14 protein-coding genes are annotated in these 21,856 nt (G+C 46.8%); 8 read left to right on the plus strand and 6 right to left on the minus strand.

Annotation, left to right across the window (positions count from 1 at the left end):
• Positions 1-22 precede the first annotated feature (22 nt).
• The 4 genes from ftsH to FCL48_RS20580 all read right to left on the minus strand — a co-directional run bounded on the left by ftsH (position 23) and on the right by FCL48_RS20580 (position 8,466).
• Complete coding sequence (ftsH, locus tag FCL48_RS20565) at positions 23-2,044, minus strand: ATP-dependent zinc metalloprotease FtsH (protein ID WP_136875184.1); 2,022 nt, start codon at positions 2,042-2,044, stop codon at positions 23-25.
• Between the two features lie 185 nt (positions 2,045-2,229).
• Positions 2,230-5,442 (minus strand): carbamoyl-phosphate synthase large subunit, encoded by a 3,213-nt coding sequence (gene carB, locus FCL48_RS20570; protein WP_136875186.1) that lies wholly within the window; start codon positions 5,440-5,442, stop codon positions 2,230-2,232.
• Between the two features lie 70 nt (positions 5,443-5,512).
• Positions 5,513-6,637, minus strand: coding sequence for a glutamine-hydrolyzing carbamoyl-phosphate synthase small subunit (carA, locus tag FCL48_RS20575; RefSeq protein ID WP_136875188.1), 1,125 nt, complete (start codon positions 6,635-6,637; stop codon positions 5,513-5,515).
• A gap of 323 nt (positions 6,638-6,960) precedes the next feature.
• Positions 6,961-8,466 (minus strand): transposase, encoded by a 1,506-nt coding sequence (locus tag FCL48_RS20580; protein WP_136875189.1) that lies wholly within the window; start codon positions 8,464-8,466, stop codon positions 6,961-6,963.
• Positions 8,467-9,011: 545 nt separating this feature from the next.
• On the opposite strand from FCL48_RS20580, the gene FCL48_RS20585 reads away from it, so the two are divergent.
• On the plus strand, positions 9,012-10,454 hold the full coding sequence (locus tag FCL48_RS20585; protein WP_136875191.1) for an acetyl/propionyl/methylcrotonyl-CoA carboxylase subunit alpha: 1,443 nt from the start codon (positions 9,012-9,014) through the stop codon (positions 10,452-10,454).
• Positions 10,455-10,528: 74 nt separating this feature from the next.
• A complete protein-coding gene (locus tag FCL48_RS20590; RefSeq protein ID WP_136875193.1) occupies positions 10,529-12,433 on the plus strand; it encodes a biotin/lipoyl-containing protein in 1,905 nt (634 codons plus the stop codon).
• Between the two features lie 54 nt (positions 12,434-12,487).
• Here the strand turns inward: FCL48_RS20590 and FCL48_RS20595 are convergent, their stop codons facing one another.
• The gene (locus FCL48_RS20595) at positions 12,488-13,339 is read right to left on the minus strand and encodes a rhomboid family intramembrane serine protease (protein WP_136875195.1); all 852 of its coding nucleotides are present in this window, start codon (positions 13,337-13,339) and stop codon (positions 12,488-12,490) included.
• Between the two features lie 167 nt (positions 13,340-13,506).
• Here FCL48_RS20595 and FCL48_RS20600 point away from each other — a divergent pair, with 167 nt between their 5' ends.
• The 6 genes from FCL48_RS20600 to FCL48_RS20625 all read left to right on the plus strand — a co-directional run bounded on the left by FCL48_RS20600 (position 13,507) and on the right by FCL48_RS20625 (position 20,238).
• Positions 13,507-14,292 carry an MBL fold metallo-hydrolase gene (locus FCL48_RS20600; protein ID WP_136875197.1) on the plus strand — a complete coding sequence of 262 codons (786 nt, stop codon included), beginning with the start codon at positions 13,507-13,509 and terminating at the stop codon, positions 14,290-14,292.
• Between the two features lie 109 nt (positions 14,293-14,401).
• Positions 14,402-15,370, plus strand: a complete 969-nt coding sequence (locus FCL48_RS20605) for a patatin-like phospholipase family protein (RefSeq protein ID WP_136875199.1) — start codon at positions 14,402-14,404, stop codon at positions 15,368-15,370.
• 1,099 nt (positions 15,371-16,469) lie between these two features.
• Positions 16,470-17,456: a TRAP transporter substrate-binding protein DctP gene (dctP, locus tag FCL48_RS20610; RefSeq protein ID WP_136875201.1), complete on the plus strand. Its 987-nt coding sequence runs from the start codon at positions 16,470-16,472 to the stop codon at positions 17,454-17,456.
• A gap of 139 nt (positions 17,457-17,595) precedes the next feature.
• Positions 17,596-18,099 (plus strand): TRAP transporter small permease, encoded by a 504-nt coding sequence (locus tag FCL48_RS20615; RefSeq protein ID WP_136875203.1) that lies wholly within the window; start codon positions 17,596-17,598, stop codon positions 18,097-18,099.
• The gene (locus tag FCL48_RS20620; RefSeq protein WP_136875205.1) at positions 18,096-19,367 is read left to right on the plus strand and encodes a TRAP transporter large permease; all 1,272 of its coding nucleotides are present in this window, start codon (positions 18,096-18,098) and stop codon (positions 19,365-19,367) included. Before FCL48_RS20615 ends, FCL48_RS20620 begins: the two co-directional genes overlap by 4 nt.
• A gap of 7 nt (positions 19,368-19,374) precedes the next feature.
• The gene (locus FCL48_RS20625; protein ID WP_136875207.1) at positions 19,375-20,238 is read left to right on the plus strand and encodes an oxaloacetate decarboxylase; all 864 of its coding nucleotides are present in this window, start codon (positions 19,375-19,377) and stop codon (positions 20,236-20,238) included.
• A gap of 36 nt (positions 20,239-20,274) precedes the next feature.
• On the opposite strand, the gene FCL48_RS20630 is transcribed toward FCL48_RS20625, so the two are convergent.
• Complete coding sequence (locus tag FCL48_RS20630) at positions 20,275-21,561, minus strand: DUF401 family protein (RefSeq protein ID WP_136875209.1); 1,287 nt, start codon at positions 21,559-21,561, stop codon at positions 20,275-20,277.
• Positions 21,562-21,856 lie beyond the last annotated feature (295 nt).

Raw genomic sequence — 21,856 nt, forward strand, 5'->3', positions numbered from 1 at the left:
ATCTTTACACCTGATTGCCTCATTATGCTTCTGGATCTTTTCTGTTCTCTTCAGGGGCTGAAGGAGAAACTTCAGCATCCGCTGGCGGGGCTGGAGGAACTTCATTTCTGACGTCCCCGGCCTGAGGGGTTTCTTCGTCAACGGCTGACTGAGCAGGTTCAGCAGGTTCAGCAGGTTCAGGTGGTGTCTGTTGAGTTCTGTGTTCTGCCGCACTTCGTCTCTTCTTTATTCGACTGGTGTACTGGCCAGGACGCAGTTCTTCAATCATATTTTCCATGTCTTTCAGAACAATGGTTTCTTTTTCAAGAAGCTCTTCGGACATGCGGACTAGAATGTCTTTGTTTTCATTTAACAGCCTGGTGACAGTATCCATGGCAGTATCAATGATACGTCGTACAGCGACGTCAATCTGTTTAGCGGTGTCTTCACTGAAATCACGGTGCTGAGAGATCTCTTTACCGAGAAAAATCTGTTCTTCTTTCTTACCATAGGTAAGAGCTCCAAGTTCATCACTCATCCCCCATTCGCAAACCATCTTGCGGGCAAGGCCAGAGGCACGTTCAATGTCATTTCCGGCGCCGGTGGTGATTTCATTGAAGATAAGTTTTTCAGCAAGGCGTCCGCCATAAAGGATGCAGAGCTGGTTTTCCAGATAACTCTTGGAATGGGTATACTTATCATCCGTTGGAAGCTGCATGGTCAGACCTAATGCCCTTCCACGTGGAATGATTGTTACCTTATGAATTGGGTCCGTGTCAGGAAGGAGCCAGGCCACCAGGGCATGGCCTGCTTCATGATACGCAGTTACCTTCTTCTCTTTTTCGTTGATGATCATGGAGCGCCGTTCCGCACCCATCATGATCTTATCCTTTGCCATTTCAAGAAGATCAAGAGTGATTTCTTTGGCTCCAGTTCTTGCAGCCATAAGCGCTGCTTCATTTACAAGGTTCTCAAGGTCAGCGCCAGAAAAGCCCGGTGTTCCTCTTGCCAGGATTTCAAGGTCTATCTGGGCTGCCATCTTGGTCTTTTTCGCATAGATCTCAAGGATCTTTTTCCTGCCACCAACATCAGGAACTGGTACGATGACCTGACGGTCAAAACGTCCTGGACGAAGCAGAGCAGGATCAAGAACGTCAGGGCGGTTTGTTGCAGCCACGATGATTACACCATCATTGGTCTCAAAGCCGTCCATTTCGACGAGAAGCTGGTTGAGTGTCTGCTCTCTCTCATCATGTCCGCCGCCAAGTCCTGCGCCACGATGACGACCAACAGCGTCAATTTCATCGATAAATATGATACAGGGAGCACTCTTTTTTCCCTGGGCGAACATGTCACGTACCCGCGAAGCACCAACACCCACAAACATCTCAACGAAATCCGAGCCTGATATGGAGAAAAAAGGCACGTCTGCTTCACCGGCAATGGCTTTTGCCAGCAGAGTTTTACCTGTACCCGGTGCACCGGCCAGCAGAACACCCGTAGGTATACGTCCACCAAGAGAGGTGAACTTGCCAGGATCTTTTAAAAAATCAACGATCTCTTCAAGTTCTTCCTTGGCCTCATCGATGCCTGCCACATCTGCAAAAGTAACTTTATTGTCACTCTGCTCAGTCAGACGGGCTCTGTTTTTACCAAAGGAGAGCGCTCCACCTTTACCACCACCCTGCATCTGCCGCATAAAGAAGACCCAGACACCAATGAGAAGAAGCATTGGAAACCAGGATACAAAGATAGTCATCAGCCAGGAATCTTTCTGGGTCTCTTTTACGGTAATGTCCACACCGGATTCACGAAGGATTGTCATAAGATCCTTGTCGTTCACCGGGTAGATTGTCTGAAAGGCCTTGCCGTTTTGCAGGACTCCAGAAATCACATCACCGCTGATGGAAACACGGGTTACTGATTTGTTTTCAATATTTGACATGAATTCACTGTAGTTCAGTGAGGCCGTGTTGCTCTGGGGCTTATTGAAAAGGTTGAAGAGGAGGATCATGGTAAGCCCAATCACCAGCCACATGCTCAGATTTTTGTAGAAAGTATTCAACGAACCCTCCGGTGGTTCCTGGTTAGAAAAAGAATAAAAAGCTTCATATTAGTCATTTAAGCTTTTGATTTGTTTGTTAATACGACAATAGGACAGCAGATTTCAGGTCCCATGCACAATTAAGGTAAATATTAAAATGAGATTGTCGAGCAGAATCCATCTAATATTTTACCCTATCAAATTAATCATGTAAAGTACTGGACGGGTTGAACTGACAGTTCATTTTTCTCCAACTCCTGCATACCTCTGACAAGTGCTGCAGCTCCACTCGCAGTTGTTGTGTAGGGGATGTGATAGTCCAGTGCAGCCCTTCGTATCAAGTAGGAGTCTTCTGTGGTGCGTTTCCCAAGAGATGTATTGATAATCCATGAGATGTCTCTGTCCTGAATCTTATCTAAAATATGTGGACGGCCCTCGGATATTTTGTTTATCAGGGTACATTCCACACCTGCCTTTTGCAGGTAATCTGCCGTTCCTTTGGTTGCATATATCCTGAACTTGAGATCGACCAGAGCCCTGGCCACAGGCAGAATTACCTTTTTGTCGCTATCGCGGACACTGACAAAGACGTTGCCCTGCTTTGGAATGTGAGAACCGGCAGCTATTTGGGCTTTAGCGATAGCAAGACCGAGATTGTCGTCGATTCCCATTACTTCACCCGTTGACTTCATCTCTGGGCCAAGCAGGGTGTCAACATTTTCAAATCTGTCGAAAGGAAAGACCGCTTCTTTGACCGCCCAGTGGCTGATTTCGACCTCTGCCATGAGACCAAGCTCATCCAGGGTTGCACCCATCATTACCTTGGTGGCCATTTTTGCAAGAGGCACACCCGTCGCCTTGCTGACAAAGGGAATTGTTCTGGACGCTCTGGGGTTGACTTCAAGGATGTAGAGGTCGTTGTCTTTGATGGCATACTGAACATTCATAAGCCCTATGACACCAAGCTCTTCGGCCATGGCCCGTGTAGCGCTCTTTATTTCTTCAATCAGCGCCTTGGAGAGCGTATGGGGTGGAAGGACACAGCAGGAATCTCCGGAGTGGATTCCCGCTTCTTCCACATGTTCCATTATTCCTCCAATAATGGTTCGTTTCCCGTCACAGATTGCATCTACATCAACCTCTATGGCCTCTTTGAGGAATTTATCAATGAGAATAGGATGCTCAAGGGTTGTGCCGCCAATGGCGATCATGAAATCTTTAATGCCCTGATCGTTGTAAACGATCCGCATGTCACGGCCACCAAGAACGTATGACGGACGCACCACAACAGGGTAGCCGATCCGCTGAGCGGCACTGAGTGCTTCGTCAAGGGTTTTCACCGTGTCATTCTCGGGCTGTCGCAGGCTCAGTTTTTGTAAAAACTGCTGAAATCTCTTTCTGTCTTCAGCACGATCAATGGCATCGGGCTGGGTACCGATAATCGTGACGCCAGCCTCAGCGAGCGGTACTGCTAGATTGAGTGGTGTCTGGCCGCCGAACTGAACGATGATACCATCCGGTTTTTCCTGATCGATGATACTGAGAACATCTTCTCTGGTCAGTGGTTCAAAAAACAATTTGTCGGAGGTATCGTAATCTGTTGAAACCGTCTCTGGATTGGAGTTGATCATAATCGATTCGACACCTATTTCCCGAAGCGCAAAGGCTGCATGAACACAGCAGTAATCAAATTCAATTCCCTGGCCGATACGGTTGGGCCCACCGCCCAGGATAATGATTTTTTTACCAGTGGTTATAGAGGCCTCATTTTCCTGTTCGTAGGTGGAGTAATAATAGGGCGTGTAGGATTCAAATTCAGCGGCACAGGTGTCAACCAGCTTAAAGACAGGAGTGACAGCCTCTTTTTTCCGGAGTTGCCGGATATCGTTTTCCGTCGTTCCGGTAAGGTAGCCAAGCTGCTTGTCGGAAAAACCACGCTCTTTGCAATAGCGGAGAAATTCGGAATCAAGGCCCTGAAAACCTTTTTTGCTTATTTCAAGTTCAGTGTCAACAATTTGACGAAAATTGAAGAGGAACCATGGGTCAATCTGGGTGAGCGTATAAAGCTCCTCAATACCCATCCCTCTTTTCAGTGCCTCGTAGATCTGGGCAAAACGCTGGGAGTTTGGTATACGAAGCCCGCTCTCAAGGTCCTCCTGATCCAAATGTGTCATCAGTTGTTTACCGTCACCGCCAAAACCATCTCGGCCGGTCTCAAGGGAACGCATTGCCTTTTGGAAGGCCTCCTTGAAGGTCCGTCCCATGGACATGGTTTCTCCGACCGATTTCATTGAGGTGGTGAGGTAGTCTTCCGCTTCCGGGAACTTTTCAAAAGTCCAGCGGGGGATTTTCACCACACAATAGTCAATACTCGGTTCAAAAGCCGCAAGGGTCTCCTTGGTGATGTCGTTCGTCAGCTCATCAAGGGTGTAGCCCACTGCAAGTTTTGCCGCGATCTTGGCGATGGGAAAACCTGTGGCCTTTGAGGCAAGGGCGGAACTTCTTGAAACCCTCGGGTTCATCTCGATGACCATCAGCTCGCCATCAACCGGGTTGACTGCAAACTGGACGTTGGAGCCACCGGTTTCAACCCCTATTTCACGGATAATGGCGATGGCGGCATCGCGCATATTCTGGTATTCGCGGTCCGTCAGTGTCTGGGCAGGGGCCACCGTAATACTGTCACCGGTGTGTACTCCCATGGCGTCAATATTTTCAATGGAACAGATGATGACAACATTATCGTTTTTATCGCGCATCACCTCAAGTTCGAACTCCTTCCAGCCGAGGAGGCTTCGTTCGAGCATGATCTCTGTGGTCATTGACAGGTCAAGACCTGCGGTACAGAATTCTACCAGTTCCTGACGGTTATAGGCAATTCCGCCACCTGTTCCCCCAAGGGTAAAACTTGGGCGTACGATGATAGGAAAGCCAATTTCTTCACTGCAGGCCATGGCGCTTTCAAGGGTTTTGACGATGAAAGAGGTTGGGACGTTGAGGCCAATCTTTCGCATGGCATCGCGAAATTCTTCCCGGCCTTCAGCTTTTTTGATGACCTCAATATTTGCTGCAAGGAGCTCGACGTTATATTTTTCCAGGATTCCGAGTTCAGCGACCTTGATGGCTGTATTGAGTGCTGTCTGGCCGCCAAGGGTTGGAAGCAGCGCATCCGGGCGCTCTTTTTCTATTACCTTGGCCACAAATTCCGGAGTGATGGGCTCAATATAGGTGGCATCGGCCAGCTCAGGATCGGTCATGATGGTGGCCGGATTGGAATTAATGAGGATAACCTCATAGCCCTCTTCCTTTAATGCCTTGACCGCTTGTGCACCTGAGTAATCGAATTCACAGGCCTGGCTGATAATGATAGGGCCGGAACCGATGATGAGTATTTTTTTTATATCTGTTCTTTTCGGCATAATGTGTTGTATTGGCTCTGGGTTGTTGGGGACCCGTGGATTATAAAATGAGTTCTCAGTTGTCTTGTGGTTACACGGCGCGCATCATATCGATAAACCTGTCAAACAGATACTCAGCATCATGTGGTCCAGGTGCATGCTCCGGATGGTACTGAACCGAAAATGCAGGATATTTTTTATGGCGCATCCCCTCAAGGCTGTTGTCGTTAAGGTTGATATGGGTGACTTCCACCTCGCCTGCAGGCAGGGTCGACTCATCAATACAGAAGCCATGATTTTGGGAGGTAATTTCCACGTGGCCGGTGGTCAGGTCTTTGACCGGCTGGTTACCGCCACGGTGACCAAATTTGAGTTTATATGCTGAACCTCCATACGCCAAACCGAGCATCTGGTGGCCAAGGCAGATGCCAAAAATTGGCTTTTTGCCGAGGAGTTCGCGGATAGTATCGACAACCCCTTCAACCCCTTCTGGATCACCGGGGCCGTTGGAGAGGAAAATTCCATCAGGCTCCATGGCAAGTACAGTCTTGGCATCGGTTCTGGCGGGCACCACCTGAACCTGACAGCCTTTCTTCTGCAGAAGGCGCAGCTGGTTGTATTTAATACCAAAATCAAAGGCGACAACCTTAAATGCCTTTTCGCCTGGTTTTTTTGCTGTTTCAAAATTACTGCCGGCAACAGGCTCGTTCTCTCCCCAGCCATAAGGGCTTGTACAGGTGACTTTTTTGACCATGTCCTGACCAACGAGACCACTCCACTCCTGGGCTTTTTTCACAAGAGCTTCTTTATCGAGATCTCTGGTGGAAACAATGCCTTTCATGGCGCCCTTTGTACGGATATGGCGAACGAGGGCCCGTGTGTCAAAACCTTCAACCCCGAGAATACCGTACTCCTGTAAAAACTCTGCAAGGGGCTTGGTTGATCTGTAGTTGGAGGGATAGGAGTTGTATTCTTTAATGAGAAAGGCCTTTGGATGCGCTGCGGCGGACTCCATATCTTCGGGGTTGGTTCCATAGTTGCCGATGAGGGGGTAGGTCATGGTAACAATTTGTCCCGTGTAAGAAGGGTCGGTCAAAATTTCCTGATAGCCGCTGAGAGAAGTGTTGAACACTATCTCTCCAACAGCCTCTCCATGGCCGGTGAACGAGTGGCCTTCAAAGGTGGTCCCGTCTTCCAGGGCAATGATTGCTTTCATGGTGATCTTTCCTCTATGTGTGGGGCCAATGGACAGTCAAATTGGCATTTTTGCGAAAAAAAGAAGGGCTAATAAAAGGTGTTGAAAAGTATTTTGTTGAGGCCTGTTTCCAGATCCCCTTGAATGCTAAATTAGCATTTTTGGGTTACTCCTCAATGCCATTGCCAACTATACGCTACTAACCGATGTTTTTTTGATGAGCTTTTGGCCTTCTTTCAGGCAGCCCCTATCTTTTATCGGTAGATGAACAGCAGCAATAACAACTCTGAGTACTCAAATAACTGTTTTGTGTGTATTTTTACAATGTCAGGTGTTTTGCATTATTAAGCTGCCTTTTGTTCTTCAAACATTTGTAACTGTTGTGGTTTGGCATCAAATTGTTTTTTCCGTGTTCCGGCCATTTCTATCAATAAGACTGCGATACTGCTCAGTGTGCATCGAGCCATAGTTGCATGCTGGCTACGTACCCGAATAGTTTCAAGACCAGTTTGATTTTTCATGAGATTAAAGGGTCTTTCACAGTTTTTTCTGATATCATGAGCCTGTTGTATAAGTTCAGTATGATAAGGTATGCGTTGAAACAAGCCGCCATCAAGTGGTATGAAACGATATTGTGAGCAGGATCCAGCGAATTGGCATTGTCCTGACACGGCACTGCATTTGTATTCGTGTTTTTGATCTTCGATACCTACATGAAGCATAGGAGTAGAACATTCATCATTACAAAAAACTGTGCCGCTATTGGCATCGGTATTTTTCGGTAACAACACCTTTGATGCTGGTGGCGTTGTCACGATTACCCCTGTTTCTTCAAACAAAGAACCATTTTTATCATGGTAGGCTTCATCAGCCGTAATGAGTTGTAATTCGATACCCATTGCCTGTGCCAGATTGACCAAAAATGGGAGGAAATGACTATCATGATGATTAGCTGGTGCCAATAGGGAAACAAGGGGGAAGCTGTGCCCTGTTTTGGCATCAATGGCGGTCAAGGTGTGAAGACGGTAACCAACAACGTATACCGATTTGTCGCGCTTATTACGTCGTTTTCCGCAGTCACAGTCAAGATCATTGTAGATGCGTATTTTCTTCCCTCTGATATTCAAACTAACCAATGGGACTCTGCAATCACACGCTAGTTCTGTAGAATCAATTCCATGCAGAATACTGTCACCAAGAAGCCCGGATTGGAAGAAATGATGAAGAATGTACACCAGAAGATTCACCTGCTGAACAAAGGAGAGTGAACTTCGAAATTTGCAGAGCTGAGTATGATCTATCATCTCCTTTTTACTCAGTGACAGGCCGGTAAAAACTCGGTTCTGCTTTCGGTCAAGGCCAAGATATTCTTCTGTGCAAAATTTACGATAACTGATCTCAGGGTATTTTATCGCTTTGAGAAGCTCGGCACGAAATAAATTACTGGGGAAGATGCCACGCATGGCTGGGCTATACCCCTCATAGTACAACAGACGGTTGATCATGCCATCATCGATCAGTTTGTCTACAAACTGAAGCTCTTCGTCCTTGATATATATAGGAGAGCGCTTGTAATTACTGAACCTTACGATTCTGTTGTTGTTTACCATATCAATAAGTTGAGCCATCTCACTGAGCTTGATAATTCCTTTTATTGGAACCTGTTGTTCTATGCCAAGCAGCTCTTCGAGAGGGGTGGCAACAGTTCGGCTAAAATCATAATCGCAAACATATTCTGCAATTACCTCTTGGATAATATGTTTTTTGACCTTTTTGGGGAGCCTGCTCCAGTTTGGATATTGCTTTTTCAGTTGTTTTCGTATGCTGGTCTTGATATTCTTGTGGTGCATAGAAGCCTCCGTTTTGGGTTGAATTCTCTTTGGTCAGAGTGTCCATCCATTATAGAGGCTTTTATGCATTAAGTCATTGTCTTCACATCATGTTTGGTGATTCTTTTCAACACCCTTTAATACTTTCATTTGTGTCTATGCCGGCACTTCTGGACCATTCGAGATGTTCCGGAGAATTCTCTGGGGGATACCCTGGAGATTCATCTTGAGTGAGTGGAGGGGGGATATTTTTTTGTCCCTCGTGTATATGCAGACAAAACCATAAACTATAACATTAAAATCTCATTTTCGTCAACCGTAAACGGCTTTATCACTGTCCAATTTTAAAATGAAATTTTGTTTTGAGCCTTGTTGTCAAAAAAGACAAAAAAAGAAACTTTTCCTCAGTCATGCTAATTGATTAGATCCTTGGGATTGATTAATGTTGCCTGCGTAATGTTGGGCTCTCCTGTTGTTTTGGATGAGCTGTGGGGATCGTGATGTAAGGCTTTGTAATGTCGTGAAAGATAACAGCTGTACTGTTAGGTAACAAGAAAAGGACCTCAATGAAGAAAAAAATACTCGTGGCAAACCGGGGTGAAATTGCAATCCGTCTTATTCGGGCAATTCAGGAACTCGACTATGAAGCAATTGCCGTCTATGAAACTCCCGATGAGATGTCGAGGCATATTCGTATTGCCGATGAGGCAGTGTTGCTGGGGGATGGTCCGCGCTGTGATTATCTCAATATCGATAAAATTATCCGGGCAGCGATCAAGTCTGGGGCGTGTGCCATTCATCCCGGCTATGGCTTTCTTGCTGAAAACCCATTCTTTGCCAAGGCCTGTGAGGCGGCAGGTCTCATTTTTATCGGGCCAGGTTCAGAGATTATCTACAATCTCGGCAATAAGGTTGTCGCCAGGCAGATTATGGCAGACGCCGGCATTCCAATGGTACCCGGTACCGAAAATCTCCAGCAGGGGCAGGAAGGAATCAATACGGCCCTGGCATTTGGTGAGAAGTACGGCTATCCCATAATGCTGAAGGCCACTTCCGGGGGCGGGGGCCGTGGAATCCGGCGCATTGAGAATGACGCCGAGATGGTGAAGCAAATCCCGGTTGCAAGGGCAGAAGCCCTGGCAGCCTTCAATGATGATTCGGTCTATCTGGAAAAAGTCGTGATCGATCCCAAGCATGTCGAAGTGCAGATACTCGCTGACAGCTTTGGCAAAACCCTGCATCTTGGAACAAGAGACTGTTCCATTCAGCGACGCAACCAAAAGCTCATTGAGATAGCACCTTCGATGATCAAAAACGCAAAACTTCTGGACGAAATATGTGAAACAGCCGTCAAAGCCGCCAAGGCGGCGAACTATCTCAATGCCGGTACGGTTGAATTTTTGATAGACCGTGACGGAAGTTATTATTTCATGGAAATCAATACCAGAGTCCAGGTTGAACATACTGTGACCGAGATGATCACCGGTATTGATATCGTCAGAAATCAGATAAATATTGCCTTTTGCAAACCATTGTCTTTTTCACAGAAAGATGTGCAGGTGCGTGGTCACGCAATTGAGGTTCGGATTAACGCCGAAGACCCTAAAAATGATTTTATGCCGGAAGGCGGGAAAAAGGTCTCCGTCTATCGTTCCACCGGCGGATTTGGTGTGCGCCTGGATGGCTTTGTCTATCAGGGCTATATCATTCCCGAGGTGTATGATTCCCTGCTGGTAAAACTCACGGTTCATGGTTTTACCTGGGAGGAGACGGTGGGGCGGTTGAAGAGATGTCTGAAGAACTTTGCCATCCGCGGCCCTAAGACGACTATTCCTTTTTATGAAAACATCGCCAATGAAAAGGATTTTCTGAGCGGCAATTTTGATACCTCCTATATTGAGACCCACCCTCATATTTTTCACTACGATGAGGATGCAAGTGAGGTCGGCAAACTCGCCCGTTTTATCGCTGAACTCCAGTATCAAAGGGAAAATCCGTTCGCCAAATGATCGTTGAAATTGATTTATAATATTGCATCTTGCAGATTGGATATCAAGGATATCCGGATAAGAAGGAATGACGTATGACTAGAATTGTACAGGGCACACCGGTAAAAGAAATAGTTGGTCAACTGAGACAAGCCAAAGGTTATTACATCACCAATACGGCACGGGATCTCTCTCAATCTGACTTTAAAAACAGAATACTGCTTCACACAGACCTGCTTGCCGCTCCCAGCAGAGAGGCTGCGAATTATTTTTCTCTGGAGATAACAGGTGGTGCATCCATCCACGTTGACATACTACGCAAACAGGTGGATCCCTTTTTAAAGCTGAGGAAGCTCCGGGAAAAGATGCCAGACACCATGTTTCAGACTCTCTGCCGTGGGATCAACCTGTTCGGCTACCGACCCTATCCGCAGAATGTGATTCGGGCAACCGTACGGGAATTTGCAAAGTATGTGGATGTTTGGCGGACCTTTGATTTTCTCAACTATGTCCCCAATATGATTGCGGTTTTTGAGGAAGTGGAAAGAGCGGGAAAACTCAACGAACCCTGCCTCTGTTTTTCAACAGGGCCTGAGCATACCAATGACTTCTACCTGGCCAAGGCTGCAGAAATAATAGCGGTCACCGGTGAGGATATTACCCTGTGTATCAAAAACCATGGGGGCCTTGGCACACCTGTCCGTATCGGTCAGCTCGTGGATGCATTAAAACAGAAGTATCCTGATGTTATTGTGCACTACCATGGTCATAATACTGATGGTAACGATGTCGGGCGTATTGTCGAAGCTGTGCGAAATGGAGCCACCATCGTTGATGCAGCGGATGCTGCATTTACAGGTTTTTATGGGCCTCCGCCAATTCTGACGGTGGTACAGACACTTCGTGAATTCGGCATAGAGCCGGCCTGCCTCAATGAAGATGCTGTTATTGAGACGTCCGATGTCATAAGGGAAGAAAGGCAGCATTATGCCCAGTTTGAATCCCAGATCAAGGGCTTTCAGCCCACGGTACAGATTCATAAATTACCCGGTGGTGCCATGGGCTCGAGTCTTGAACAGGCGTCAAAGGGTGGCTTTCTTGACAGGGTGTCCGCAATTCTCCACAAAGAGCTGCCCCGGGTACAAAAGGAACTGGGAAACTACTGGTCGGTCACTCCGGGGTCACAGATTCTCTGGACCACGGCGGTTTCAAACGTTCTCGATGGGGAACGGTACGGCAATCCATCCGGAGATCTCCGCAATCTTCTGCTCGGTAAATACGGGCCTTTTCCTTTTTATCAACCCGAGGAATGGATTTATGAAAAGGTGCTCGGTGAAAACTGGAGAGAGGTCCTCAAGGAAGAAGGGGGACTAGAGAAAAGTGCCGATATTGATCTTGGTCATGAGCGGTACGCTCTTGCCGAGGCGATCGGCTCCGAGCCGACCGATGAACAGCTGATCCTCTACCTGCAGCACCCGAACGACGCCGTTGATTATTTCAAGTTTGAAGAAAAATACGGTCAGGTATATGTTCTGCCCCCGTCCGTATTTTTCCGTCAGGGTGGATTTGCGCCGGGAGAGAAAATCGCTTTTCGCGACTGCCACGGTAAGGAACATATGATTGAGATTGGACCGTCTCCCATAACTGACACCGGGGAAACCAGTGTTTATGAGACGGTTGATCATCACCAGGTTATCTATACTTTTAAGGCCAAGGCGGTTCAAGGGGTTGCTGGCAGTGATGCTACCTTATCAAAAGAGGAAATCCTCGATTTAGCCCAGGCCGGTGACGTCCGTTCTCCATTTTCAGGAAATATTGTTGAGATTACAGTTGAAGAAGGCCAGGAGGTCATGGTTGGAGACAGGGTTGCTATTATGGAAGCGATGAAAATGCAGACACCGATTCTAGCTGAGATGGCTGGAATAGTCACCGGCATCATTGCAAAGAAAGGGGATGCCCTGAAGCCAGGAAGTAAAATCCTTAAAATAGACAAGAATTAAAGAGTCTTCTGCTGTCTGGAGTTCGCTTGAGCGGCGGTTGCCGCTCAAGCCAGTTTATCTGGCTACAAAGAGAAATAACACGGCGTTAAAACAGCTCCATAAAAGGGCCAGTACAGTCAGGGTGACACAGGTCATAGCTATAGTCTTATGGGTAAAATTCTCTCTTCGTTTTTCTTTGTAACCGAGGAGCAGGGCAAGTATAACGCCAAAAAGAATACCTCCTCCATGCCCCCAGTTGTTAATGCCTGGAACCAGAAAACCAAAGGCTGCTATCCCAAGAGCCCAGCCACCGATCTGGCTGAAAATGTTCTGACCATAAACCCCGCCTCTGGCCTTGCCATAATAGAGAAGTGCTCCAATAAGGCTGCAGAGAGCGGCAGAAGCACCAATTGTCAGTCTGACGCCTGCAAAAGCCGAAATTGCAAAACCGCCGATTCCACCCAGAATATAGAGAGAAATAGTCCGGTAAGGGCCAAATTCCTGGATAACCAGAGGTGCAAGCTGACGGACGGCAAGCATATTGAAAACAAGATGAAGGATACCGCCGTGGAGAAAATTGGCAGTGAGCAGTGTCCACCACCTGTCATACTGAAATATTGGTATGGAGCCTGTCGATCCAAGGATAAAAAGGCTCTGGCTGCTTGGAGACAAAAAACTAAAAGGAGAAAAGTTGAATCCGGTTTTCCCCGGTATAAGTACCACGGAGAGAATAAACATCACCACATTAAGTGAGATGAGAATGGTAACCAACTGGTCAGAGTCGCCAATGCTGCGGGTAAACGGGTTGTTTTTCAGGGGTGAGGATGGATTTTTCAAGCCACAGAAGGGGCAGCTGTCGATGGAGCCCGAGATAAGTTTCCTGCAGTTTGGGCAGAGCAGTGATGATCGAACGTGTGAAGAAGCCATATTTCGCCTATTTGTAAAGAGCTGTCAGGCGAACACACTGGCAACATCTATGATATTATTATTTTTTTCCAAACTTTACTTGTTTGGGTTTCTTATGTTAACATACGTGAACTATTTGTTATGATTGTTAATTTACATATCTGATAATCTTAGCGCAGGGAGCCCTTATGTCAACAGTATTATATGAAGACGAGAGCCATAAGTGTGTAAAGTTTGATGGTCTGATCGGGGAGGGTGAGATACCATCCAATCAGTTTCTCATTACCCACAATCGACGTGGTTTGTTGCTCGATTGCGGAGGCTATCGGGTGTATAAGGAGGTTTTAGGTGCGATGTCTTACTTTTTGCCAGCGGGCAGCCTGGACTATATTTTTTTATCGCATCAGGACCCGGATATTGGTTCAGGCCTCAATTTATGGCTGCCGATCTGTAAGGCTAAAATCATGATCTCCGGGTTATGGCAGAGGTTTATACCAGCTTTTTGTGTCAGGGGGCTTGCCAATGAGCGTCTTTTTGCCATTCCTGATCGGGGTGTAAACTTTGAACTTAACGGTAGTCCTCTCATGGCTGTTGCTGCACATTTTCTTCATTCACCAGGTAATTTTCATCTTTACGATCCTGTTGCAAAAATATTATTTACCAGCGATCTGGGAGCCTCGGTTGCTCCCCATAAAGAGGTCATTGAGACAGAAGAAGATTTTGAGCTGCACAAGAAAAAAATGTCTGGTTTTCATAACCGATATATCGCCAGCAACGTGGCCTGTAGAAGCTGGGCTGCGATGGTACGAAATCTTGATGTAGAGATGATTGTACCTCAGCACGGAGCGCATATTGTAGGCAAGACGCTGGTCGAGGCGTTTTATCAGTGGGTAGAAAACGAAAAAACCGCTGTGGATGATTTTGTTGAAAGCCTGTTTCAATTACCTGAAACTGAAGTAGTGAAAATCACCTGAACACCACATTACAAATGCACGTTTTAGAGCTTATGTTGTATATTAAATCAGGACGTTATAGTAGATATTGAAAAAATTGTTTCACCAGCTTGGCAAAAAGATATAACAGATGAAATCTTCTAAAACAGTTGGACTTGTTCTTGGCAGTGGAGCCTCCCGGGGCTGGGCACACATTGGCGTTATTCGGGCCCTTGAAGATGCCGGTATTGGTATAGATTATATTGCCGGATGCAGCGTTGGCGCATATGTTGGCGCAATTTATGGCAGTGGCAGTCTTGATAGTCTTGAGACGTTTCTGTTGGAAATGGACGGCAAGAAAATCTTTTCATATTTTGACGTCGTTTTCCCAAAGTCCGGATTACTCAACGGTTCTAAGCGGGTTCAGGAGCTCTTTTCCATGCATACCGATGCCCAGAATTTCTCCGATCTCAACATCCCTGTGATGATGGTTGCAACGGATCTTTACAGCGGTAAAAAGGTTATTCTGAAATCCGGCAGTATACTCAAAGCGCTGCGGGCAACCATGTCCTACCCCGGCTTGTTTGAGCCGGTTCCGATGGGAGACATGTGGCTTGTAGATGGTGGTATCGTCGATCCGGTACCGGTTGGCCTGGCAAGAGCCATGGGGGCACAGGTTGTAATAGCCGTTGACTTGAACAGCAGGATTGTCTCCCGGTCCAGATCTCACGTTGCAGATATAAGTGCAGGTGAAAGAAAACGGGTACAAAAGAAAGCTGCATCCGAAGGTCAAAATCGCAACGAGCTTGTGAAAAAGATGGCCGATTATTATGAAAACATTGAGCAGAGCCTGCGTCAGAGAACCAGCGGATTTTTACACCGGGACACCAACACTCCTGATATTATTGATACTGTTATGACCTCTGTTGGCATAATGCAGGAGAGAATTACCAGAATTAACCTTGCCGTTGAACAGCCTGATATTCTAATCCAACCGCGACTGGGTGAGATGAAAATGATGAACTTTGATCAGATTGCCCACACCATTGAGGAGGGATATATCGGTGCGCATGAAAAACTTGCAGATATTCACAATCTGTTAGAGATAAAGAATGGCTGATACGGGTTGCGATCATGCAAATCAGCTCGAGCATACCATGACGGTATTTTTAGGAATTTACTGTGTGCTCAGAAAAGCTGAGGTGTTACTGACATGCTGAACTAATGTCGTTTTGAGATCAAAAAAGGTGCCTCTTCCAAATCCTGTCTCCTGAGATGGTGGCTCAAGTCACATCTTTACTGTCTTCAGCAAGCAATTTCTCCAGATTCATCACTCCCCTTTTAGGAAACGCGGTTTACGGGTTATTTCGCCTTGCGGCGGCTACTGTAAACCTCTTTCATTGCCCTATAAAATTCTCCGACCAAGTGTATACCCCGTTGCAGTTTATGGCTATACCGTACTCTGTTCTGATGGTTTGTTTTTTTCTTACAGTTATTTAATGAGATTACAGCAGTATAGGCCCAATGAGCGAGGCTCAGGATCACGTAGCAGAACTCGTGAATCTGTTTTTAAGTCGAGTTGAGAAAGTTGTACAGGTAGATTGGATGGGAGTGTTGCTCTTGTGAAATGAAGTACGTAAAATATTGTTATAAGGTTATTTATTTCTCAGGGTGGCTGGTCTGTTTTGGTAAGAGGCATTGAGATGGTCGTATTGTATGTTCAGTTAATTGTATCTTCAAATTATCGAAATAAATAGACTTTAGATTGACAGGTGGTGGCCTTGAAGGTAAAAATAACCAGCCTTTTAAAGGGTCGTAAAAAAGACCACGATCTGTGAAAGTTCTAATCGTTACAAATAATTTATGTTTTTTAACCTGGATTTCTCATCAATACAGTTTATCGCAGGTTGAGACTCAAGCCATGAAGCAGGTAAGCGTAGACTCCGGTAGTAAACTACCGCAAATGGCGTGTGACGCTGCACCTGCGGAAAAACTCCATTGGCCCGAAGGGTGAGCTTTTGATGTGCAACGAAAAACACACTGTTTTTTTGAGATGGTCTTTTTTTTAATAAAATCAGGTTGTTGAACTTGTAATAAAAACGCCCTTGAAAATGCTGGTTCACGGCATGTATTCAATGACAGGTTGCGTAGTAAGGGGAGAGTAATGGAGGGACTACTTTGTCCCTTCGGTTGAATAACTAAACTAAGGAGAAATTGGTATGCTACGGAAAATATTGATGGCAACTGCGATACTGCTCATTATTGCCTCTACTGCCCAGGCAGAGAAGGTCTTACGTTTAACTCTACAGCTTCCGGCCGCGCACCATCTGGGTAAAAATGTTCAGGCGTTTGCAGACGAGGTTGCGGCTAAAACTGGTGGTGAGATCAAACTTGAGATTTATCCTTCGGCTCAATTATATAAAGATAGTGAAGTTCCGCAAGCTGTCGCCTCCGGTGCAGTAGAAATGGGCGTTGCTTCCGTCAGTCAGTTTGCCGGGACGATCCCTGCGGTCGATCTCTTTTACGTTCCGTTTCTCTTCAGAAGTCAAGAGGCGCTAAATAAAGCGGTAGCCAAAGGCAGCCCCGTCCGTCAGCCACTCGACGATGCCATTTTGGCCACTGGCGCCCGGGTTTTGTGGTGGCAGGCGTACGGTGGTTCCGTCATTTTGAGCAAAGATACCCCTGTGGTTGTTCCCGATGATCTTAAAGGCAAAAAAGTCAGAGTTTTCTCCAAAACTCTGGGAGAACTGATTAATGCGGCAGGGGGGGCTCCCACGTCGATTTCCGGATCCGAGCAATTTCTCGCCTACCAAAGGGGAACTGTTGATGTTGGACTTACCGGTGTTACTGCGGTAAAAAGCCGGAAACTCTTTCAGGTTATGGACCATCTCACAGCAACTCAATCGATGGTTGATATAGAATTTATTGTAATCATTAATGAAAAAGTATGGCAGGGGCTGACCGAAGATCAACAAGCCATCTTGGATGCAGCTGCCCGAAAAGTTGAGAAAGAACTGCGCGAGCAGATGATGACACTCGAAACCGAGGCCTTTGAATTCGTAAAGGATAAGATCAACGTGGTGCAACTCACCGACGAGCAGCTCGCTCAATGGCAGCAGCTTTCAACCCCTGTTGTTGAGGCTTTCGTTAAAAATGCCGGTCCTCTGGGGCAGCAGGTCGTTGATGCGGCCAGGGCCATTAAGTAGTACCTGAAAATTCTATTCGCTGTTTTGATTTTTTTAATTTGAGCGTATTTTCAAAATGATACACCAGGTACTTGCAATATCTAGGTAATACAATAAAAGGATTAGCGGGTGGCTTTCTGCTGCCCGCTAAAAAACATCGATGCCTGTATTTATTTCTAAAATCAGTAGCGTGTGCGGCAGGATTGCTGCATGGCTATACTTTGCCATCGGCTGCATAATTATTTTCGAAATAGTAGCACGCTATGCCTTTCTTAAACCAACCATCTGGGTTGAAGAGATGTCAAGGTTTCTCCAGATTTGGGCAACCTACCTTGCTGCTGCATATGTTCTGAAAAACAGGAAACTGATTGCTATTACCGTTGTGCGTGATCGACTGCCAAGGTATTTTCGTATCATAAGTGAAGCCATATCTCTTACGCTGATTGCAGTTTTTAGTATGGTTGCTGTCTGGTACGGCAGTACCACTGTTCTCGATTCGATCCGCATTGGCCGGGCTTCCTCCACAATGCTTGGTGTACCGTTGTGGATGACTGAGCTTGCAATCCCTGTAGGTTTCAGCCTACTTTTTTTTCAGGTACTGACGGAAATAGTACAGCTTTTTTACGGGCCAGATATCACCTGTGAAGAGGGGGGAAGGAAATGATAGCGGGATTGATTCTGTTCGTTCTTCTCATCCTTTTATTTTTTGGTGTGCCGGTTGCGTTTGCTCTTGGTATTCTTGGTCTGGCCATGCTCTGGCTTGCCGATATTTCCATGGTGATGGTTCCCCAGGCCCTCTATTCTACAACGGACAGTTTTATACTCCTGGCCGTTCCTCTGTTTTTACTTATGTCCAACATCCTCTTAAAAGGAGGGGTCGGGCGTGATCTTTTTAATGCGGTACAATGCTGGGTTGGACATTGGCCCGGGGGACTTGGTATCGCCACTATTCTTAGTTGTGGTATTTTTTCGGCAATCTCCGGATCATCGGTTGCAACCGCCGCTACCATTGCAACGGTGGCTATCCCGGAAATGACAGAACGGGGCTATAATCGTTCGTTTGTCCTGGGCCTTCTCGCTGCCGGTGGTACGCTGGGGATCCTGATCCCGCCTTCAATTCCTCTGATTCTTTATGGAGTCATCACGGAAGAGTCGATTGTAGACCTCTTTATGGCAGGTGTTGGTCCAGGCCTGCTCCTTATGGGTCTTTTCATCGTTTATTGCCTCGGTTATGCGCGTTTTGGAGGTGGCTATCGACCGAGCCCAAAAGCAAGCTGGCAGGAACGAAAAAAAGCGAGCATCCGGGCATTGCCAACTTTTTTACTCGCAGGCATTGTGATTGGTGGTATTTATCTTGGTGTATTTACGCCAACTGAGTCTGCTGCCGTGGGTTTTTTGGTTTCCCTCATAATAGTCTACTGCCTGAGAACCATGACCTGGGATAAATTGAAAGCGGCGGTTATGGAGTCGATGACGACCACTGTGACAATTTTCCTTATTATCGCCGGAGCAAAGGTTTTTGGCAAGGCCATCACTCTTTATCGGATCCCCCAGGAAATTTCCATGGTCATTACCAACAATATTGGTGAAACCGGAATGTTTATACTGGTGGTTTGCCTGGTGTTGCTCCTTATCGGTTTTTTTCTTGAGTCCATCTCAATGCTTCTCATCATGGTACCGGTATTGTACCCGGCCCTGAGCGCTATGATGATAGATCCCATTTGGTTTGGAGTTCTTTTTGTGGTGATGATTGAGTGTGCCCTGATAACTCCTCCCGTGGGTATGAATCTTTTCGTGATTCAGGCCGTTGGCCAGGTACAACTCAACGAAGTGGTTCGAGGTGTCTGGCCGTTTATTCTCATCATGTTTGGCAGTGTTGTCGCTATCTATCTGGTTCCGGACATCGTTTTGTACATTCCTTTTAAATTATAATGAAATCATGAAATCTTCGACACAGCACCTGCGCGAATTACTTGCAGATCCATCGATTATCACTATGCCCTGCTGTTACGATGCCCTGTCAGCAAAAATGATCGAGCGGGCGGGTTTTCCGCTCACGTTTATGAGCGGCTTTGCAGTATCTGCCGCCAGATTGGCCTTACCTGATACAGGGTTGATCAGTTTTGGGGAAATGCTTGATCAGGCGAGAACAATCACCCGGGCTGTCACTTTTCCTGTAATTGGGGATGGCGATACCGGCTATGGCAATGTCCTCAATGTAAAGCGAACGGTAAAAGAATATGCTGGTGCTGGTCTTGCTTGTGTGATGATAGAGGATCAGGTGGCGCCCAAGCGTTGTGGCCATACCCGTGGAAAGGAGGTCGTAGGCTTTGATGATGCCTGCAGACGTTTACAGGCTGCAGTTGATGCAAGAGAAGAAGGTGCAGATATCCTGATCATGGCGCGCACTGATGCACGCGCAACCGATGGCCTGGATGAAGCAATTCGCAGGATAAAGGCATTTCGAGCGATTGGTGCAGACATTCTCTTCATGGAAGCGCCGGAAAGTGAAGAAGAGATGCATGCATTCTGTAACTGTACCGATGGCCCCAAAATGGCTAATATGTTGGAACATGGGAAAACTCCCATACTGCCACCAGCCAGGTTAGAGGAGATTGGCTTTAAGATCGCTGCCTACCCTCTCACTCTTTTATTGGCTATCCTGCCAGCCATTGAGCAAACTCTGGCGGCATTGCAGCGGGGAGAGATACCAGATGGACTTACCGACTTTGATCACCTCAAAGATGTGGTTGGCTTCCCCCTCTACTATCAGGAAGAAGAGCGCTACCGTCATTCAAAATGACCGGAACCGAAGTGACCGGAGCTTCATTTTTTAAAGTTACAGGTCTCTGATTATCAGGAACAGTATGCAACCAAAACCGGCCAAGCAGAGACAAGGTGGCACCAGTCTGCGCCAGGTCTGTACCAGGTTTGCCCCGAAATAATTGCAGGTCAGAACGAAGCAGATGTGAATGGGTGAAATCATGACTCCTGTAAACCCGGCAAAGGTTGCGATGACGAGATAAGGGATTGTTTGCGAATCCATACCAAGGTTGTGCAGTAGGCCAAGAAGTAGGGGAAATGTTGCCCCGACAAAGGCAACATTTATCCCGGCCACCAGCCCCACCAGCAAAGGCAAAAAAACAGCAGCGGCAAAAAGAGCAACAAGACCGCCTGCAACATTGGCCATTTCTTCGACGATACCCGCTGCTTGCATGATGTCCTTGAAGATGAAAATAGCGGCGACAACGCCAAGCATCACCCAGAGACTTTTTTTACTGAGTACCTGACCTAAAAAAACAGCACCCAGCCGGTTTTGCATCATTATGGTGATGATTGCAACAACGAGTGCCACAATCACTCCCCATTCAAAAGGAATGCCTGGGGCAACCCTGTCAATGAGTGTCTCAAGCCCGAGTGCGCCTAAGATGGCAAACAGCAGTGGTAAACCCTCCCATAGTACGGTTTTTGGTTTTTTCACCGTAGACCTGATTTCTCGGGAAACGGTGATATCACCAAGTACTCCTCTTCGCAGAAAGAAAAACCAGCCAAATATATACATAGCGACAACCCCCGGCCAGGTTCTGCTGATGAGGGCGCCGATCGGGATTTCCGCCAGTGCGACAGTCAATATGATTCCCGGATAGAGTGGCCAGGCCAGTTCCCAGACATGGCGGAACCAATAGTTGATTACCGCCTGGTCCTCTTTCTTGAGTTGCAACTCGTCACCTACCGTTTTAACCATTGGTGCTGAAAAAATTGCACCTCCAGGCATGGGCAGAAGACCAATTAAGGCAGGGAAAAAGATTAATCGCAGTCTCGGATTGATCAGGTAACTGGAGAGGGAGTCCATGAGCCTTTTTGATTGTCCGGAACGTTCAAGACCATCAGAAAGCATCATGATGAGACCAACGATGGCGGCGAGAAAGAGAAACTTCTCCTGGATAAGCGCCAAGCCCCCCACAGTGGTCAAATCGAGTATGCCCATGCCAAAAGCCAGGCCCATGAATGTGCCTCCCAGGAGAATAGAGACCGCCAGACCGATTTTGAAACGCATTCCTGCAAGCATCAGGGCAAACGCTGCAAAAACTTTTAAAAAAGGCAGTGCAGCAAAATAAATATTCATAATCATCCTTGAACAAATACAAATAATTTCAAACTGTTTTCTACAGGTGTCTTGTCCGTGAGGCAATCCGGAACCTGACTCTGTTCTTACTTCAGCAGCGTGTCGTAGACAAGGAAAAAGGGCTTTGTGAGAGTCTGCTGTACATGAAAATATGACAAAATTGATGAACCGGTTAAAAGCTGTCGTGCCTGTTGCATGCATGAGAAACGACTCGTTACCGAGCGGGGAGATTCTGGCATTAACCAGAGCAAGCAGAGAACGACCATTTGCCGGAGACGGGAGGAGAATATCTTGT

The organism is Desulforhopalus sp. IMCC35007, from assembly GCF_005116575.1.
GTDB lineage: Bacteria > Desulfobacterota > Desulfobulbia > Desulfobulbales > Desulfocapsaceae > Desulforhopalus_A.

Bases quoted from the DNA above. Each gene is read 5' to 3' on its own strand.
- FCL48_RS20625 (WP_136875207.1), top strand. From the start codon at position 19,375: ATGAAATCTTCGACACAGCACCTGCGCGAATTACTTGCAGATCCATCG.
- FCL48_RS20590 (WP_136875193.1), top strand. From the start codon at position 10,529: ATGACTAGAATTGTACAGGGCACACCGGTAAAAGAAATAGTTGGTCAA.
- carA (WP_136875188.1), bottom strand. From the start codon at position 6,637: ATGAAAGCAATCATTGCCCTGGAAGACGGGACCACCTTTGAAGGCCAC.
- FCL48_RS20600 (WP_136875197.1), top strand. From the start codon at position 13,507: ATGTCAACAGTATTATATGAAGACGAGAGCCATAAGTGTGTAAAGTTT.
- FCL48_RS20580 (WP_136875189.1), bottom strand. From the start codon at position 8,466: ATGCACCACAAGAATATCAAGACCAGCATACGAAAACAACTGAAAAAG.
- FCL48_RS20605 (WP_136875199.1), top strand. From the start codon at position 14,402: ATGAAATCTTCTAAAACAGTTGGACTTGTTCTTGGCAGTGGAGCCTCC.
- FCL48_RS20620 (WP_136875205.1), top strand. From the start codon at position 18,096: ATGATAGCGGGATTGATTCTGTTCGTTCTTCTCATCCTTTTATTTTTT.
- carB (WP_136875186.1), bottom strand. From the start codon at position 5,442: ATGCCGAAAAGAACAGATATAAAAAAAATACTCATCATCGGTTCCGGC.
- dctP (WP_136875201.1), top strand. From the start codon at position 16,470: ATGCTACGGAAAATATTGATGGCAACTGCGATACTGCTCATTATTGCC.
- FCL48_RS20630 (WP_136875209.1), bottom strand. From the start codon at position 21,561: ATGAATATTTATTTTGCTGCACTGCCTTTTTTAAAAGTTTTTGCAGCG.
- FCL48_RS20615 (WP_136875203.1), top strand. From the start codon at position 17,596: ATGCCTGTATTTATTTCTAAAATCAGTAGCGTGTGCGGCAGGATTGCT.
- FCL48_RS20585 (WP_136875191.1), top strand. From the start codon at position 9,012: ATGAAGAAAAAAATACTCGTGGCAAACCGGGGTGAAATTGCAATCCGT.
- FCL48_RS20595 (WP_136875195.1), bottom strand. From the start codon at position 13,339: ATGGCTTCTTCACACGTTCGATCATCACTGCTCTGCCCAAACTGCAGG.